This window comes from Flavobacterium sp. (assembly GCF_044357305.1).
Taxonomy (GTDB): Bacteria; Bacteroidota; Bacteroidia; order Flavobacteriales; family Flavobacteriaceae; genus Flavobacterium.
On the sequence record NZ_JBIKPS010000009.1, the window covers coordinates 21,029 to 38,257 of the forward strand.

A 17,229-nucleotide genomic window follows, 5' to 3' on the forward strand; every position below is an offset into this window, starting at 1 on the left:
ACACTACGACCTACAACCCAAAACCTAGAGCCCAGAACCCAAAACCCAAATCTTTTCCTTATATTTGTTTTCAAATGAACAACCTATGAAAAAAATAATAACTTCCATTTTGATTACTACTACAGTACTAACTATGAATGCACAAAACAGTAAAGACAATGTCCTTTTAAAAGATTGGGCGGGCAATTATGGTGGCGTTCCTGCTTTTAACCAATACAAAGTTTCCGATTTAAAACCCGCTTTAGAGTTTGCAATGCAAGAAAAGTTGGATGAGGTAAACGCTATTGCCAATAACACCAAGCCTGCAACTTTTCTAAACACTATTGCTGCTTTGGAAAAAACCGGAAAAAAATTAAATAACGTTTATGCTGTTTACGGGATTTACAGTTCCAATATGAACAGCCCCGAATTTGAGCCCATAGAAGCCGAAATGGAACCAAAACTGGCCGAAATATCTGATAAAATCAACCAAAACACGAAATTATTTAAACGCATTCAAGCCGTTTATAATTCGAAAGACAAAGCCAAATTAACCAAAGAACAACAACGATTGGTTAAAGTAGTTTACGATAATTTTGTTTATGCGGGAGCCAAATTAGACGCTGCGACTAAGGCTAAAGTAAGTCTGTTAAACCAAGAACTAGCAGGATTATTCACCAAGTTCAGTCAGAATTTACTTTCCGAAGAAAACAACCAATACGTCGAAATAACTTCCGATGCCGACCTTGCAGGTTTAACACCCGAATTAAAAAGTGCTGCCGCTGCAAGTGCAACCGAACACAAACTTTCTAGTTTGGGAGCCGTTGCCAACACCCGTTCTTCGGTAGAGCCGTTTCTTACATATTCCAGCAACAGAGAATTGCGCGAAAAAGTATGGCGCATGTTTGTGAATCGTGGCGATAATGGCAACGCACAAGACAACAATGCACTAATTACGCAAATTCTTACCCTTCGTGCACAACGCTCTAAACTAATGGGATTTGCTTCCCATGCCCATTGGAAATTGTCCAATACTATGGCGAAAGATCCTGCCAATGCCATGAAATTAATGATGGACATCTGGAAACCTGCCGTAGCACAAGTGAAAGTTGAAGTTGCCGACATGCAAAAAATTGTAGATGCCGAAGGTGGTACCTTTAAAATCCAACCTTGGGATTACCGCTATTATGCTGAAAAAGTTCGAAAAGACAAATACGATCTAGACCAAAACCAAGTAAAACAATACCTGCAATTAGACAAATTGCGCGAAGGAATGTTTTGGGTTGCTGGAGAATTATTCGACCTAAAATTTGTAAAAGTTACCGATGTTCCGGTGTACCAAGAAGACGTTACCGTATACCATGTGATTAATAAAACCAACGGAAAAAATGTAGGTCTTTGGTATTTTGATCCTTATGCACGCAAAGGAAAACGCTCTGGTGCTTGGATGAACGAATACCGTACCCAAGAAAAATTCAATGGCGAAGTACCAACAATTGTTTCTAATAATGCTAATTTTATCAAGGCTGCCCCAGGCGAACCCGTACTTATTTCATGGGACGATGCCAGCACTTTATTCCACGAATTTGGTCATGCCCTTCACGGTTTGTGTTCCAACGTAAACTATCCAACCCTTGCAGGAACTAATGTTGCCAGAGATTACGTAGAATTCCCATCCCAAATACTAGAAAACTGGCTATCCACACCCGAAGTCTTAAAAAACTATGCACTGCACTACAAAACCAACCAGCCAATGCCGCAAGCCTTGTTGGATAAAATTGAAAAAGCATCCCATTTCAATGCAGGTTTCAATACGGTTGAGTTAATTTCAAGTGCCTTAATCGATATGAAATTACACATGGAAGGAACCAAAACCATTAATCCAGATGCTTTTGAAACCACCATTTTAGCCGAGTTAAACATGCCGTCCGAAATCGTAATGCGCCATCGCACCCCACAATTTGGGCATATTTTTTCTGGCGACGGATATTCCGCGGGATACTACAGTTACCTGTGGGCCGACGTAATTTGTACCGACGCCTACGAAGCTTTCACTGAAGCCAAAGGGCCTTACGACAAAGAAGTAGCCAAACGCCTTTTAAAATTCGTTTTCAGCTCCGGAAACACCACCGATCAAGGCGATGCCTTCCGTACTTTCCGAGGTAGAGATGCCAAAGTAGACGCCCTTATGCGTTCCAAAGGATTTCCAATGGTTAAGTAATGTCATTGCGAGGAACGAAGCATTCTCATCATTATCCACACTATTTATTAGAAGCGAATGGCTTGCGCATTTTAGTAAACGTCATTCCCGCTATCCATTACAATAAAATAGGTCCCGAAAAAAATCGGGACCTATTTTATTTTCATTTCTATCGGGGCTATTTAGTAGTGGTATTGAATAGAGGCAAAATTTCTAAGAAACTTCCCCACCAAGTTGTCCTTGCTAGGCACGAAGCAATCCCCAGACATAATAAACCCACCAAAATCACTTTTGTTGTTTTCTATTGTTTTAATAAGTAAAACCTCAAAAACTTTTGTGCCTTTTGTGGTAAAAAATCCGTGCTAATCCGCGTTGCAAAAGCATCCGTTTCATCCGCGTTCCATCCAAAGCAAAGTATCTAAATAATCTCAAAGGTTAAACCCACGGAAACTCCATTATAATAAACCATACCAAAAAAAAGGAAAAACAAAAAACCTCGTTTCCATTAAGAAACGAGGTTCAATATTTATTTCAGTACTTCGTACTTTGTATTTCGTACTTTGGAATTATCCTAAAGCAACTCTACTAAATCCAGTAACAGTTAAACCTCCATCAACCGATTTAACATAAGCAGCAACGCTCATAGAACCGTCTTTAATGTAATCTTGGTTAACTAAGGTATTGTCTTTGTAAAAACGTTGGATTTTACCTTTGGCGATATTGTCTAACATAGCTTCTGGTTTTCCTTCTTGACGCAATTGGTCTTTAGCGATTTCAATTTCTTTTTCAATGATAGATGCATCAACACCAGCTTCGTTTAAAGCAATTGGGTTCATTGCAGCAGCTTGCATTGCAACGTTTCTTGAAGCTTCTTCAGCACCTTCAACAGTAGCAGAAAGAGCAACTAAAGTAGCAATTTTGTTTCCAGCGTGAATGTAAGATCCAATAAAAGCACCATTCAATCTTGCGAAAGAAGCTACTTCAATTTTTTCTCCAATTACACCAGTTTGTTCGATTAATTTTTCAGCAACTGTGATTCCGTTGAAATCAGAAGCTAAAAATTCTTCTTTAGTAGCATAGTTTAATGCTTGGTTAGCTAATTCAGTAGCCAATTTTACGAAACCTTCGTTTTTTCCAACGAAGTCAGTTTCACAATTTAATGTGATAGCAACACCAGAGGTTTTGTCAGCACTTACAATAGCTATAGCAGCACCTTCAGTAGATTCTCTGTCGGATCTGTTAGCAGCAACTTTTTGACCTTTTTTTCTAAGGTTTTCAATTGCTAAATCAAAATCTCCGTCCGATTCTACCAATGCTTTTTTGCAGTCCATCATACCTGCACCTGTGATAGTTCTTAATTTATTTACGTCTGCAGCAGTAATTGTTGCCATTTTGTTTTTATTTTAAGATTAAAAATTTAAAAGTAAAAATTCCAATTAATAAATCCCAAATTCCAATTTTAATAAATCATCAAATTTTGATGATTATTTGGAACTTGGAATTTACCTTTTGGAATTTTAATTTATTTATTCTTCTGTTTTAGTTTCTTCAGTAGCTTCTGCTTCTGTAGCCACTTCTACTTCTGCAACTGGTGCCTCAGCAACAGCAACTTCTTCAGTAGCAACAACAGCAACTTCTTCTACAACTGCAGCAACTTCTGGAGCAGCAACAACTTCCGCTTCTGGAGATTCTTCTCCGTCTTTTTCAGATGTTCTGTTAGCCAATCCGTCTTTTACAGCATCAGTAACTAAAGTTAAAATTTTATCAATTGATTTAGAAGCATCATCATTGGATGGAATAACGTAATCTACTTCACGTGGATCAGAGTTAGTATCAACCATTGCGAAAACTGGAATGTTTAATTTTTGTGCTTCTTTTATTGCGATGTGTTCAGCTTTGATATCTACTACAAATAATGCAGCAGGTAATCTAGACATGTCAGAGATAGAACCTAAGTTTTTCTCAAGCTTAGCACGAAGACGATCTACTTGAAGTCTTTCTTTTTTAGAAAGCGTCATGAAAGTACCATCTTTTTTCATTCTATCAATAGTAGCCATTTTTTTAACGGCTTTACGGATAGTAACGAAGTTTGTTAACATACCTCCAGGCCATCTTTCAGTGATGTAAGGCATGTTACAAGCTAATGCTTTTTCTGAAACAATATCTTTTGCTTGTTTTTTGGTAGCTACGAAAAGTATTTTTCTACCAGATGCTGCAATTTTTTTCATAGCTTCTCCAGCTTCTTCAATTTTTGCAGCAGTTTTATATAGATTAATGATATGAATACCATTACGTTCCATATAAATGTAAGGAGCCATGTTTGGGTCCCATTTGCGAGTCATGTGTCCAAAGTGAACACCTGCTTCTAATAATTCTTTAACGTCAATTTTGTTTGCCATTGTGTAATAGTTTACGTTCCGTTGATTAGCAATGTGTTTTTTTAGTTTAGATGTTTATTCGTTTAGAAGTTTATTTTAAACTCTTAAACTTTTCTGAAACCTTTAACCCATTTAGATGCTAAACTAATTCCCTTTTGAAAAGGAATATCGACAACTTTGTTTTAAATTCAATTTTAATTGTAAAAAGGTATTTGAAAAAATATTCGGATAAATTTTGAATATTAACGTTTCGAGAATTGGAATCTCTTACGTGCTTTTTTCTGACCGAATTTTTTACGTTCTACCATTCTTGGATCTCTTGTTAGTAATCCTTCTGGTTTTAAGATAGCTCTGTTTCCTTCGCCAACTTCACACATTACTCTTGCTAAAGCCATTCTTACAGCTTCTGCTTGTCCTGTTGAACCACCACCGTAAACGTTTACTTTTACATCATAGTTGTTTACATTTTCTGTCATAGACATTGGTTGTAAAACTTTGTACTGTAAAGTAGCAGTTGGGAAGTAAGTTGCAAATTCTTTTTTGTTTACGGTAATAATACCTGTTCCTTCTTGAACATAAACACGTGCAACTGCACATTTTCTTCTACCGATTTTGTGAATAACTCCCATTACTTTAAGTCGTTAAGGTTAACGGTTTTTGGTTGTTGAGCGCCATGTTTGTGCTCAGTACCAACATTTACATCTAAATTACGGAATAATTGCGCACCTAATTTATTTTTAGGTAACATTCCTTTTACAGCTTTTTCTACTAGTAATGCAGGGTTTTTTTGTTGCATTACTTTGGCAGTCAAACTTCTTTGCCCTCCTGGATAACCTGTGTGACGAATGTAAGTTTTTTCGTCAAGTTTGTTTCCAGTTAAATTAATTTTCTCTGAGTTGATAACAATTACGTTATCTCCACAGTCAACGTGTGGTGAATAACTTGGCTTGTATTTACCTCTTAAAAGCATCGCGACTTTAGAAGCAAAACGACCTAAGTTATGACCTTCAGCGTCTACAACAATCCACTCTTTAGTAACGGTGGCTTTGTTGGCAGAAACTGTTTTGTAGCTTAATGCGTCCATAATATTATTTTAATTAAACATTCCATTCCCAATTACGGGAGTGCAAAAGTACAATTATTTATTATATATACAAATAGGTTTCTGTTTTTCTTTTTGGTTGAATTATAGATATATACAAAAGTTATGTAATTTTCTGTTTAGCCCTGATTGAACGGTTAGCTCTGTAACGAAGTGGAAGACTAAAAGTGAAAGCAGGAAAATGGATGGTAAATAATGCCTAATGCTTACGCTTCTTATTATTTTTTTCTTATTTTTACATCTTATTTATTTTTCAAATGAAAACGAAAGCTACATTAAAACAGATTGCAAAGGAGTTAGGCGTTTCTGTCTCTACCGTTTCAAAGGCGTTGAACGACAGTCCGGAAATAAGTGATCCTACTAAAATTAGGGTGCAGGAGTATGCCAAACTTAAAAATTATAAACCAAATATTATTGGTTTGAATTTAAAAAATAGATCTACTAAAACTATTGGGGTTATTATTCCTAATATTTTGAATTCTTTTTTTGCTAAGGTTTTTACCGGAATTGAGAAAGTAGCGGATGAAAAAGGATATAAAGTGATTACGTGCATTAGCAACGAATCTTTAGAAAAAGAAATTGGTGTTTTGGAAATGTTGAGTAACGGAACGATTGATGGTTTTCTTTTGTCGATTTCTAAAGAAGCTCAGAAAGCTCAAAAATTTGACCATTTTAAATCAATTATTAATGAAGGGACTCCAATTGTAATGTTTGATAGAATTGCAGATGAAGTTAATTGTGATAAAGTAATTGTAGATGATTTTGATAGTGCTATTAATGCCACTAATCATTTAATTGATACGGGTTGTAAAAATATTGCTTTGTTTTCGACTATTAAGCAATTGAGTGTGTCGAATTTAAGATCTCAAGGGTTTTATAAGGCATTTGAACAAAAAGGATTAAAGGTTAATGAAGATTTAATCATTCTTACGGATAATATAGAGGAATTTGACGAGAAAATTCAAGGTTTTTTTGATGCCAATTTGGTGGACGGTGTTTTTGCTTTAGACGAGCATACCTCAGTTAGTACGATGAAGATTGCTCTAAAGAAGGGGATGAAAATTCCAGAAGACCTTTCGATAATTGGTTTTGCCGATGGAGTTTGGTCTAGACGAATGACGCCAAGTTTATCTACCGTAAGTCAACATGGACCAGAGATAGGGGAGGAAGCTGTTAAAATGCTTATCGAAAAGTTAGAAAGTAAAGAAGAAAATTATACGCATAGGACTGTAGTCATTAAGACCGAGTTGCGACAAAGAGACTCAACTAGGAAATTATAACATTCTTTTCTTTGTCATCGTTCCAAGTGATGTAGCCAATTATTGCATTAAAGAAGTAAAAAACATATTTAATGGTGTTGGCAATGTTCAAAATCATAACGCTTTGTACAATTTTAGATAGGTTGTACAATTGCCACATGAACCAGTTGTCTGGGTACATTCGGCTATTGTTAAATGTGCCTCCAAAACTGATTCCTGCAGGAATTGCTATAGCAAAAAACAATTTCCAATCGATGGGTTTGTCACTAAAACAGGTAAATCCGAGGTAGTTTAGGATAAGCGAAAGTACCATTCCTAAGAATAAATTTCTGTAAAAAATTCCATCAATACTGTTGAGGACTCTTTTCTTTTTCCAGAATCGATACGCAACATAATTCCCTACAAACGATATTGGATAGGTTAAAATTGCTGCGGCATTTCCTAAAAGATAATCGATAGCGCCACTCAAGGCGGTGTTTAAAGCTCCGATAAAATTCCCGACATTATTTTTTTTGGTTACTAATCGAGTGGATATCATAGAAAATCCAACATTCACTATGGAGAAAATACCTAATGGAAAGGTATAGGTAATGCTATTAATGAGTATTGGAATTTCTGTTTTGTGGTATCCTAAAGTTATCGATCCTACCAAAACGATTACCAATCCTATAATATCTAGATATTGACTATTAGTAATTGCCTTAATAGTTTGGATAGATTTTTGGGATAAAGAAAATAAAGCCATTGAGAAATATTTCGGCAAATATATGTAAAATTAAAACAGTGCTTTATTTTTCTTGACAACTTACACACCATAAACCGATTAGTCCAAAACATTCTTGTGAGAAGCCTATTAATAAGCCTTTTTCATTTTAATTTAATGAGATTCCTACGGAATGACAAATTGCGTAAACTGCTGTTTGAAAAGGTAATACTTTATTAAATGTTTTCAACTGACTAGGTTGCTTTTCGATATTTCGACACTCTCTGTCCAAAGGGTATAGGGATCGAAATCTATAATTTCTTCTTTTCCCCAAACAATTGTTCCATGTTTTACGACAACTTGGTTGAAAAAGGAAACATCTTTCAAAGGTTGAAATACTGGGTAATTGAGATAAGGTAGAACTGAGAATTCTTTCCAGATTTTAGTATCAAATTCTAACTCTAATTTATATCCAGATTTTGGTATTGCAGTTATTATTTTTGGAAACATATCTTTTATCGTAAAGGTTCAATTTTAAAAATGGGTTCTCCTTTGATAGCCAGACTCCAGTCGGCCATTAGATCTTCTTGTCGAATTTCAATCCAAGCTTTTACAAGTTTGGTTTTGTTAGCAGGTAGTTTCCCTTCTAATAAATCTCCATCAGGTATTGAAAAAACGGCCTCAAATTCATTATATTTCACATGAATATGAGGAAAATTATGTTGCTTATTATCCAAATAATACATGGAAATTATTAAACCATAAAACAGACTTATTACAGGCATAATTTTACATTTAAAACAAAGTTACAAAATCTATAATTTAAAATCTATAAAAAATACTTCCTAATGCGCTTCTAACCAGTTTTTTCCAGAACCAATTTCAACTACCAAAGGGACATCTAGTTTAAAAGCATTTTCCATTTCGTGTTTGATCATGGGTTGGATTTTCTCCAATTCGGAATTGTGTACATCAAACACAAGTTCATCATGTACTTGCAATAGCATTTTGGATTTCCAGTTTTCGGAAGTCAATTTGTTGTAAATATTAATCATGGCAATCTTGATGATATCGGCAGCAGAACCCTGAATTGGTGCGTTGACTGCATTTCGTTCGGCACCACTTTTCACCATTTGATTCGCCGAATTTATGTCTTTTAAATAACGTCGTCTTCCTAAAACCGTTTGCACATAACCATTTTCTCTGGCAAAATCGACTTGGTCTTGCATATAGGATTTCAGTTTTGGATAACTTGCATAATAGGCATCAATTAACTCGGCACTTTCTTTTCTTGAAAGCGAAGTTTGATTGGAAAGTCCAAAGGCAGAAACCCCATAGATGATTCCGAAATTTACTGTTTTGGCATTGCTACGTTGTTCTTTAGTAACTTCTTCCAACGGAATATTAAACACTTTAGCAGCAGTACTTCGGTGAATGTCTTCGTTGTGTTGGAACGCTTTAATCATGTTTTCTTCTCCCGATAATGCAGCAATAATTCGCAATTCTATCTGAGAATAATCGGCAGAAACTAAGGTGTAATTTTCATCGCGCGCTATAAATGCTTTTCTAATTAATCGTCCTCGTTCGGTTCGAATTGGAATGTTTTGTAAGTTCGGATTATTAGAACTCAAACGTCCTGTAGCAGCAACAGTTTGCATATAATCGGTATGCACGCGACCCGTATTTTTGTCTACTTGGTTGGGCAAAGCGTCAATGTAAGTGCTTTGTAATTTCACCATTTGACGCCAGTCGAGAATATCTTTTACAATTGGATTGTCGTTGGCTAAATAGGATAAAATCTCTTCGCCAGTGGCATATTGACCTGTTTTGGTTTTCTTTTGTTTGGCACCACCAATTTTCATTTTATCAAATAAAACGTCGCCCAATTGTTTTGGAGAAGCCAAATTGAATTTTTCGCCAGCAGTTTCGTATATTTTTTGTTCCAAGGCATTACTTTCTGCAGCCATTTCAACCGACATCGATTGTAAGAACGGAACATCCAAATTAATTCCTTCCAATTCCATGGCGGCCAAAACGGGAATTAACGGAATTTCGATCTCTTCAAATAACTTTTTGGTTTCGGCTTTGTCGAGAATCGGACTGAAATTTTGTTTCAATTGAAAGGTTACATCGGCATCTTCTGCAGCATATTCTTTGATTTCTTCTAAAGAAATATCGCGCATCGATTTTTGGTTTTTGCCTTTTTTTCCAATTAAATCTTCAATGGATTTTGGAGCATATTTCAAATAGGTTTCCGATAAAACATTCATATTATGACGCATATCGGGGTTGATTAAATAATGCGCAATCATGGTGTCGAACAATTTTCCTTTGATGTAAACGCCATAATGTGAAAGAATTTTTAAATCGTATTTTATATTCTGACCTACCTTTTCAATGCTTTCGCTTTCAAAAAACGGCTTGAATTTATCTACTAAAACTTGTGCTTCTTCTCTGTTCTCTGGAAACGGAACGTAAAATGCTTTTCCTTTTTCATAAGAAAAGGATATTCCAACTAATTCTGCATTCAAAGCGTCAATCCCAGTAGTTTCGGTGTCAAAACATACGGAAGTTTGATTCATTAAATTTTGCAAGAGCAATTTTACTGGTAAATCTCCTTGGATAATTTGGTAAAAATGTTCGGTAGTTTCTAATGTTGCGTAAAACGAATTTGGTTTTGCATCATCACTTTCCTCATCAGTAAATCCAAATAAATCAAATTGGTCTTCGTTTGATTTTTTTACGGGTGCTTTTTTTATCGTTTTGCTATTGTCATTGCCAGTGCTTTTTTCATTGCCATTTCCATTCGTGTCAATTTCATCATAATCATTTCCTGTTCCAAATAATTTATCAAACTGGGCTTTCATTTGACGAAATTCCAATTCTTGAAACAACACATCGGTTTTTTCAACATCGGGTTTGGATAATTCGTAGTCGGTTGCATCAAAAGTAACTGGACAATCGAGTAGGATGGTGGCCAATTTTTTAGACAATATTCCTAGTGCTGCATTGGCTTCAATCTTGTCTTTTATGGCGCCTTTTAATTGGTGTGTATTGGCTAAAAGATTTTCCATAGAGCCATATTCGGCTAAGAATTTCTTTGCTGTTTTTTCTCCCACTCCTGGAAGTCCCGGAATATTATCGGCGGCATCACCCATCATCCCAAGAAAATCAATCACTTGCTCAGGTCTTTCAATTTCAAATTTGGCCAAGACTTCTGGAATTCCCCAAATTTCAATACCATTTCCCATACGGGCAGGTTTGTACATAAAAATATTTTCGGAAACCAATTGTGCAAAATCCTTATCTGGTGTAACCATAAAGACTTTAAAATCTTCTTTTTCGGCTTGTTTGGCTAAAGTTCCAATTAAATCATCGGCTTCAAATCCTGCTTTTTCAATGATTGGAATGTGCATTGCCTTTAACAATTCTTGAATATAAGGCACCGCAATTTTTATGGCTTCGGGAGTTTCGTCGCGATGTGCTTTGTATTCTTGGTACATTTCATAGCGGTAATCGCTGCCACCTTTATCAAAAGCCACGGCTAAATGATCGGGTTTCTCCCGTTTGATAACATCCATTAAGGCATTCATAAATCCCATAATGGCCGAAGTATCCATTCCTTTGGAGTTGATTCTCGGGTTTTTTATAAAGGCAAAATAACCGCGAAATATAAGTGCGTAGGCGTCTAGAAGATAAAGTCGTTTTTGTGACATTTTTTTTATTTAAAAAGTAATTGAATTCCAAAACTATTAGAAATGGAGATAAAAAGTGATGCATTAATTATTTTCAACCAATTTTATGCAACGGAAACAAAAATAGTTTTTAATAAATTAATATAATAATAAAGATTAACTAAAATTTATGTTTTGTAAGAATAATCATTTTTTACTTTTGCTTAAAATTTCTTTATATGGTTCTTCGCTTGTCGCTCTTTTTTTTAATTATTGCAATAATAGAGATTTATGCTTTTCAAGCAGTGAAAACATTTACCAAAGTTAGATGGGTTTTATTAGCATATAGTACAATTTCATTAACAGTTATTCTTTTTATAGCTTATCAATTCACCCAATTTGACCGAAGCATAGGGCAAACTAAAATGTCCATGATTACTATGGGCTTGTTGTTGTTGGTGTTGATTCCGAAAGTAATAATTACTTTCATTTTACTATTAGAAGATATTTTCAGAGTTTTTGCAGGTTCTATGAATCATTTTTCAGGTCCGGCAATTGGTGTTTCTTTCTTGCCAGACCGAAGAAAATTCATCAGTCAAATTGCTTTAGGATTGGCCGCTATCCCGTTTACTTCTTTAATCTACGGAATGACTTTTGGTAGATACAATTATAAAGTGATTACCCAACAAATATTTTTTCCGGATCTTCCAGATGCTTTTGATGGTTTCAAAATAACGCACATATCCGATGTGCACAGCGGTAGTTTTGACAATCCCGAAAAAATAAATTACGCTATCGATTTGGTGAACGAACAAAACTCGGATATGATTTTGTTTACTGGCGATATCGTAAATACCCATGCCAAAGAAATGCACCCTTGGATTGCTACTTTCAATAGAATTAAGCCTCATAAATACGGGAAGTTTTCGGTTTTAGGAAACCATGATTATGGCGAATACGTAGATTGGAAATCGGAAAAAGAGAAAGAAGAAAATTTTCATGCAATAAAAGATTTGTATGGTAAAATAGGTTTTAATTTGATGTTGAACGCGCATGCCTTTGTTTCTAAAGGAGACGATAAAATTGCTATAGTAGGAGTAGAAAATTGGGGAAAACACTTTAAGAAAGCCGGCGATTTGAATAAAGCATCCGATGGATTGGTAAAAGAAGATTTTAAAATCGTTATGAGTCACGATCCAAGTCATTGGGATGCCGAAGTGAATACACATCCACAAAATTTTCATTTGATGCTTTCTGGGCATACGCACGGTTTGCAATTTGGAATTGAAATTCCAGGTTATTTAAAATGGAGTCCTGCGCAATATGTTTACGACCAATGGGCAGGTTTGTACGAAAAAGCTGGCAAATACATTTATGTAAATAGAGGCTTTGGCTACCATGCCTACCCTGGAAGAGTAGGAATTATGCCAGAAATTACTGTAATTGAACTAAAAAAAGGCAAAAGTTTAGTATAATTACATAAAAATGCTACATTTGTATTATAATATTTCTTTTTTTAGCTAAAGAAAATAAAAATATTTTGGTTTTATGTCAAAATTTGGAGAACTTATCAATGCCCAAGTCCCTGTGTTAATTGACTTTTACACCGAGTGGAATGAATCTTCTGTTTCAATGCATCCTGTTATTAGAGATGTGGCTGCAGCCCTTGGAGACAAAGCAAAAGTAATTAAAATTGATGTGGATAAAAATCAAGAATTGGCCGAGGCACTTCGCATAAAAGGCCTTCCTACCTTGATGATTTACAAAGACGGTCAAATGATTTGGCGCCAATCTGGTGAGCTGGATGCTAATACCATTATTGGTTTAGTTCAGGAGCAAGTTTAATTCAACTACTTCTTAAAGTAGTTTGTGTTAGGTTAATTCTGCACAAACGAATCCTTTTTGTTGCAGAAATTCTAAAGTTTTTGGCAAAGCATATTCCAAGTTTGCAAATGCTTTTACACTATCGTGAAAAACGATAATACTCCCGGATTTTACATTTTGCAATACATTTTCTAAACATTGTTCGGGTGTTATTGTTATATCAAAATCTACGCTTAAAACATCCCACATAATTATTTTATAGCCCATCTTTCTCAATATTTTCGATTGTGAAGGTTTTATTTTTCCAAAAGGAGGACGAAATAATTGGCAATTCTCATTACTTCTTTTGTAGTATTCTTTTTCAAATAATTTTGCGTTTTCAATATAGTCTTGCGTATTGGTTTTCCATCCATTTAAATGGTTGAAAGTGTGGTTGCCAATAGAATGTCCTTCCTTTACAACTTCTTTAAAAACTTCCGGATATTTCCGGATATTATCTCCTATGCAAAAGAAAGTTGCTTTGGCATTGTAATTTTTCAGTTGGTTTAAAGTCCATTGGGTGATTTCTGGTGTTGGGCCATCATCGAAAGTTAAGTAGACTTTATTCTCCATATTAGGAACATCCCAAACATAATTTGAAAATAATTTTTTAATAGTCCAATGTGTTTTTACCCAGTGTAACTTCATGCTTCAAAAATAAATAAAAAAAGTGCCAATAAATAAAATCATTGGCACTTTTAAAATAGTTTTAATTCTTGTTATTCATTATCTCTTTGGAAGCGAGAAAATCTATTGTTATAGGAATTAAATTCGCCTCTGCTTTTATTGTAAAAGTCAATGTCTCCTTGTTTTTTCATGACTTCTAATAAACTTCTGTAACGTTCAATTGCTGTAACAATATCGGTTGCCATAAAACTTTGATCGGAAGATTTAAACGTGCTGAAATACAACAATTCTTCTTTGTATTTGGTCATTAACTTACTAATTAATTCTCGAGCTTTTTCTTTTTCTCCAATTTCATAATAACCCGTTGCAAATGGCTCTAAGGTTAAGTAATAACCATAATAGTCAATTGGCGTTTTGGTTACCGCCAAATCAATAATATTTCTGGCTTTATCCATTTTACCTTCGGCAATTAATTGTTTCATTAATCGGGACAAGTTGGTTCGATACGAAATAGCATTTCTTCTAGTTTCAGGATCGTGGTAAATTTTAGTGCTTTCACCATTGCCCCATTGCCATTTCATAGAGATAGTATAGGTTTTATCGGTATCCATTCTTCCCATGTCTGGATAATCGTCTTCGTTTACTTTGGTTTTAATTGGAACCAATTTATAAACCATACCATCCATTTGAAGGTAATCTTTCATCCATAAATAATCATCATCCCCAAAACTTCCAGGGCTGAAATAAATAGGACGTTTCCAGTTGTTATTGTTTAATATATCAAACATTATTAAACGGTTTTTGTACAATGCACCGCCTTTAATGTCAATATCAATAAACGGAACAATAGAATCGTTAAGTGCTGGATTTACTATTTTATTAGCAATCACACTATTTTTATCTACTTGAAAACGAACTTTATTAGTAGGGAAAAAATGAAGTCGGTGACCACTTTCCATTTCTACTTGCGATAAAGTGTCTTCTCTTTTTCCAAAGGCAATAAAGTCTTTAAGATTCCAACGGCTGTCTACTTTTTTGTTGAAAACAATAGCATCTCTATTGTCAGCAACATACTGTTGGTGGGTGAATGAAATTGGCAAGCCTTCTGCATTATAAGTTTTCATCTTCATTTGATCAATGTACCAATCGGTCATTAATAAACTAGTATTTACAATTTTCACATCGGTTCTATAGCCTTCAATTTCTTGTGCATACCACAGCGGGAAGGTATCATTATCTCCAATGGTAAATAATATTCCGTTTGGATCGCAAGAAGCAAGGTAGTTTTTGGCCATTGCAATTGCAGTATATCTTCCAGAACGATCGTGGTCGTTCCAGTTTTGAGAAGCCATTAATACTGGAGCTGCTAACAAGCATGCGCCAATAACAATTGGACCTACTAATTTAGACGCTATTTTTTCTTTTAGCATTTCATAAATGGCATACACTCCAAATCCTATCCAAATGGAGAAGACATAAAAAGATCCAACTAAGGCATAATCTCTCTCGCGGGGTTCAAAGGGTCTTTCGTTAAGGTATATTTTCAAGGCTAAACCAGTGAATAAAAACAAAGCAAGTAAAACATAGAAGCTTTTTAAATCTCTTTGCGCATGGTACATCAATCCTAGTAAACCAAGGAAGAACGGAATGAAGAAGTATAAATTTCTACCTTTATTGTTTAGTACATCTGGACTAACGTTGTCTTGTGAGCCCAAGTGAATTTCATCAATAAATTTAATGCCACTCATCCAATTTCCATCTAAATTGTCGTATCTACCTTGGTTGTCGTTTTGTCTTCCAACAAAATTCCAAAGTAAATAGCGTCCGTACATATAACCAAATTGGTATTCAAACATAAAACTTAAATTGCTCCAAGCAGATGGTTTTTGAACATCTAGATAATCGCCATAGGCTTTTAAGAATGAAACATAACCTTCGTCGTCTATTTTTTGAGAAGCATACGCTTGTCGGAATTCGGCAACCACATCTACCAATTCTTTTTCTTCGGCATATTCTGGTTTAATAGTAAATTTAGGAACTCCAGTAAAGTTAATGTACCCTGGAATATTATCGGTGCTCCACATCCTTGGTAATAATGCTTTGTGGGCATCATCGGTATTTTGTTCGGCGTTTTTAAATTCATTTACAATTTCATATTTCCCAGTTTGGTCATTTCTTTCGTAGTTGGGAGCTTTATCTAAGTAAGGATTGTTAGGGTCTAATCCGGCAAATGCATCGGTGTATTGCGGTCCGTAAAATAGTGGATTTGAACCATATTGTTCTCTGTTATAATAAGCCAAAACCTCGGCTGCATCCGATGGTTTGTTTTCGTTGATAGGAGTATTGGCATTGGCACGAATAGGCAACATCATCCAGGTGGAGAATCCGATTAATACAAATAAAACACATAAAATAATTGTGTTGAATGTTGGATGCCCTTTTGCTTTGGTGTATTTTAATCCGAAATAGAAAAAAGCAACTATTATTAATAATGCAACAATAGAACCCGAGTTAAAAGGCAAGCCCATTTTGTTTACCAGGAAAATTTCTGTATCTCCAAAGAACGCTAGCGTATATGGCAATAAGAGTTTGAATATAAAAAGTAAAACGGCTACAATAATAATGTTAGCTAAGATGAAATTGGTAACGGTAACTTTTTTATAGTTTTTAAAGAAATATAAGAATCCTATAGAAGGAATAGTTAACAATGCCATAAAGTGCACTCCAAAGGATAAACCGACTACAAGGCTTATTAATAAAAGCCATCTATTGCCTCTAGGTTGGTGCATTTCTTGTTCCCAACGCAATCCTAGCCAAAACAAAAGGGCTATAAATAAGGTTGCCATGGCATAAACTTCGGCTTCTACAGCATTAAACCAAAAACTATCCGAAAAGGTAAAGGCCAAAGCGCCTACAAAAGAACTTCCTAAAATTGCTATGCTGTTTTCTTTGTTGATTTCGGAATAAGCTGAAATTAACTTTCTTAATAAAATAGAAGAAGACCAGAATAAAAACAAAATAGTAAACGCACTAGAAAATACTGACATCATGTTCACCATCAAAGCAACAGTTTCTTTGCTAGCTGCAAACATTGCAAAGAACGCTCCAAGCATTTGAAACAATGGTGCGCCAGGAGGGTGACCAACTTCCAATTTCGCTGCAGTGGCTATATATTCACCACAATCCCAAAAACTCATGGTAGGTTCTACCGTTAAGGAATAGGTTATTAATGCTATGGTAAAAGCTGCCCAACCAGTAATGTTGTTCCACTTTTTAAAGTCAAATGTTGTCATATATAAATGAAGTTAATTTAAGTACAAAGAAACTATTTTTTTGCGTAAACCAGCATGGGTTAACAAAATTTTCTAAAATGATTTTAGCTAAAATTTTGAAGAACACCAAAATAGCAAACGCAAAAAGTTTATTTGCAGTATATTTCAATAT

General features: G+C 35.1%; 14 protein-coding genes. 4 read left to right on the forward strand and 10 right to left on the reverse strand.

The annotated features are described in order from the left end of the window. Positions 1-85 precede the first annotated feature (85 nt). Positions 86-2,200: a M3 family metallopeptidase gene (locus ACIQ2J_RS07775; protein ID WP_396168266.1), complete on the forward strand. Its 2,115-nt coding sequence runs from the start codon at positions 86-88 to the stop codon at positions 2,198-2,200. A gap of 545 nt (positions 2,201-2,745) precedes the next feature. On the opposite strand, the gene tsf is transcribed toward ACIQ2J_RS07775, so the two are convergent. From tsf to rplM, 4 genes are all read right to left on the reverse strand, one after another. Further along, a complete protein-coding gene (gene tsf / locus ACIQ2J_RS07780) occupies positions 2,746-3,570 on the reverse strand; it encodes a translation elongation factor Ts (RefSeq protein ID WP_396168268.1) in 825 nt (274 codons plus the stop codon). A gap of 135 nt (positions 3,571-3,705) precedes the next feature. Next, positions 3,706-4,578, reverse strand: coding sequence for a 30S ribosomal protein S2 (gene rpsB / locus ACIQ2J_RS07785; RefSeq protein ID WP_396168271.1), 873 nt, complete (start codon positions 4,576-4,578; stop codon positions 3,706-3,708). Positions 4,579-4,799: 221 nt separating this feature from the next. Beyond that, positions 4,800-5,186: a 30S ribosomal protein S9 gene (gene rpsI, locus ACIQ2J_RS07790; RefSeq protein ID WP_396168273.1), complete on the reverse strand. Its 387-nt coding sequence runs from the start codon at positions 5,184-5,186 to the stop codon at positions 4,800-4,802. Further along, complete coding sequence (rplM, locus tag ACIQ2J_RS07795) at positions 5,186-5,641, reverse strand: 50S ribosomal protein L13 (RefSeq protein WP_395063557.1); 456 nt, start codon at positions 5,639-5,641, stop codon at positions 5,186-5,188. The genes rpsI and rplM overlap by 1 nt, the downstream gene beginning before the upstream one ends. 275 nt (positions 5,642-5,916) lie before the next feature. Here rplM and ACIQ2J_RS07800 point away from each other — a divergent pair, with 275 nt between their 5' ends. After that, a complete protein-coding gene (locus ACIQ2J_RS07800; protein WP_396168276.1) occupies positions 5,917-6,939 on the forward strand; it encodes a LacI family DNA-binding transcriptional regulator in 1,023 nt (340 codons plus the stop codon). Here ACIQ2J_RS07800 and ACIQ2J_RS07805 read toward each other — a convergent pair. From ACIQ2J_RS07805 to polA, 4 genes are all read right to left on the reverse strand, one after another. Next, positions 6,926-7,663 carry a nicotinamide mononucleotide transporter family protein gene (locus ACIQ2J_RS07805; RefSeq protein ID WP_396168279.1) on the reverse strand — a complete coding sequence of 246 codons (738 nt, stop codon included), beginning with the start codon at positions 7,661-7,663 and terminating at the stop codon, positions 6,926-6,928. The genes ACIQ2J_RS07800 and ACIQ2J_RS07805 overlap by 14 nt on opposite strands. Positions 7,664-7,867: 204 nt before the next feature. Further along, the gene (locus tag ACIQ2J_RS07810; RefSeq protein ID WP_396168281.1) at positions 7,868-8,131 is read right to left on the reverse strand and encodes a DUF2442 domain-containing protein; all 264 of its coding nucleotides are present in this window, start codon (positions 8,129-8,131) and stop codon (positions 7,868-7,870) included. 5 nt (positions 8,132-8,136) lie between these two features. Then, the gene (locus ACIQ2J_RS07815; protein ID WP_396168284.1) at positions 8,137-8,406 is read right to left on the reverse strand and encodes a DUF4160 domain-containing protein; all 270 of its coding nucleotides are present in this window, start codon (positions 8,404-8,406) and stop codon (positions 8,137-8,139) included. A 60-nt stretch (positions 8,407-8,466) separates the two neighbouring features. Further along, on the reverse strand, positions 8,467-11,337 hold the full coding sequence (polA, locus tag ACIQ2J_RS07820; protein WP_396168286.1) for a DNA polymerase I: 2,871 nt from the start codon (positions 11,335-11,337) through the stop codon (positions 8,467-8,469). 197 nt (positions 11,338-11,534) lie between these two features. Here polA and ACIQ2J_RS07825 point away from each other — a divergent pair, with 197 nt between their 5' ends. Both ACIQ2J_RS07825 and ACIQ2J_RS07830 read left to right on the forward strand, forming a co-directional pair. After that, on the forward strand, positions 11,535-12,770 hold the full coding sequence (locus ACIQ2J_RS07825) for a metallophosphoesterase (RefSeq protein ID WP_396168289.1): 1,236 nt from the start codon (positions 11,535-11,537) through the stop codon (positions 12,768-12,770). Positions 12,771-12,843: 73 nt separating this feature from the next. After that, positions 12,844-13,140 (forward strand): thioredoxin family protein, encoded by a 297-nt coding sequence (locus ACIQ2J_RS07830; RefSeq protein ID WP_396168291.1) that lies wholly within the window; start codon positions 12,844-12,846, stop codon positions 13,138-13,140. Positions 13,141-13,167: 27 nt separating this feature from the next. Here ACIQ2J_RS07830 and ACIQ2J_RS07835 read toward each other — a convergent pair whose 3' ends face one another. Beyond that, the gene (locus tag ACIQ2J_RS07835; protein WP_396168293.1) at positions 13,168-13,806 is read right to left on the reverse strand and encodes a polysaccharide deacetylase family protein; all 639 of its coding nucleotides are present in this window, start codon (positions 13,804-13,806) and stop codon (positions 13,168-13,170) included. 71 nt (positions 13,807-13,877) lie between these two features. Next, positions 13,878-17,078 carry a protein O-mannosyl-transferase family gene (locus ACIQ2J_RS07840; protein WP_396168295.1) on the reverse strand — a complete coding sequence of 1,067 codons (3,201 nt, stop codon included), beginning with the start codon at positions 17,076-17,078 and terminating at the stop codon, positions 13,878-13,880. Between the last annotated feature and the right edge of the window lie 151 nt (positions 17,079-17,229).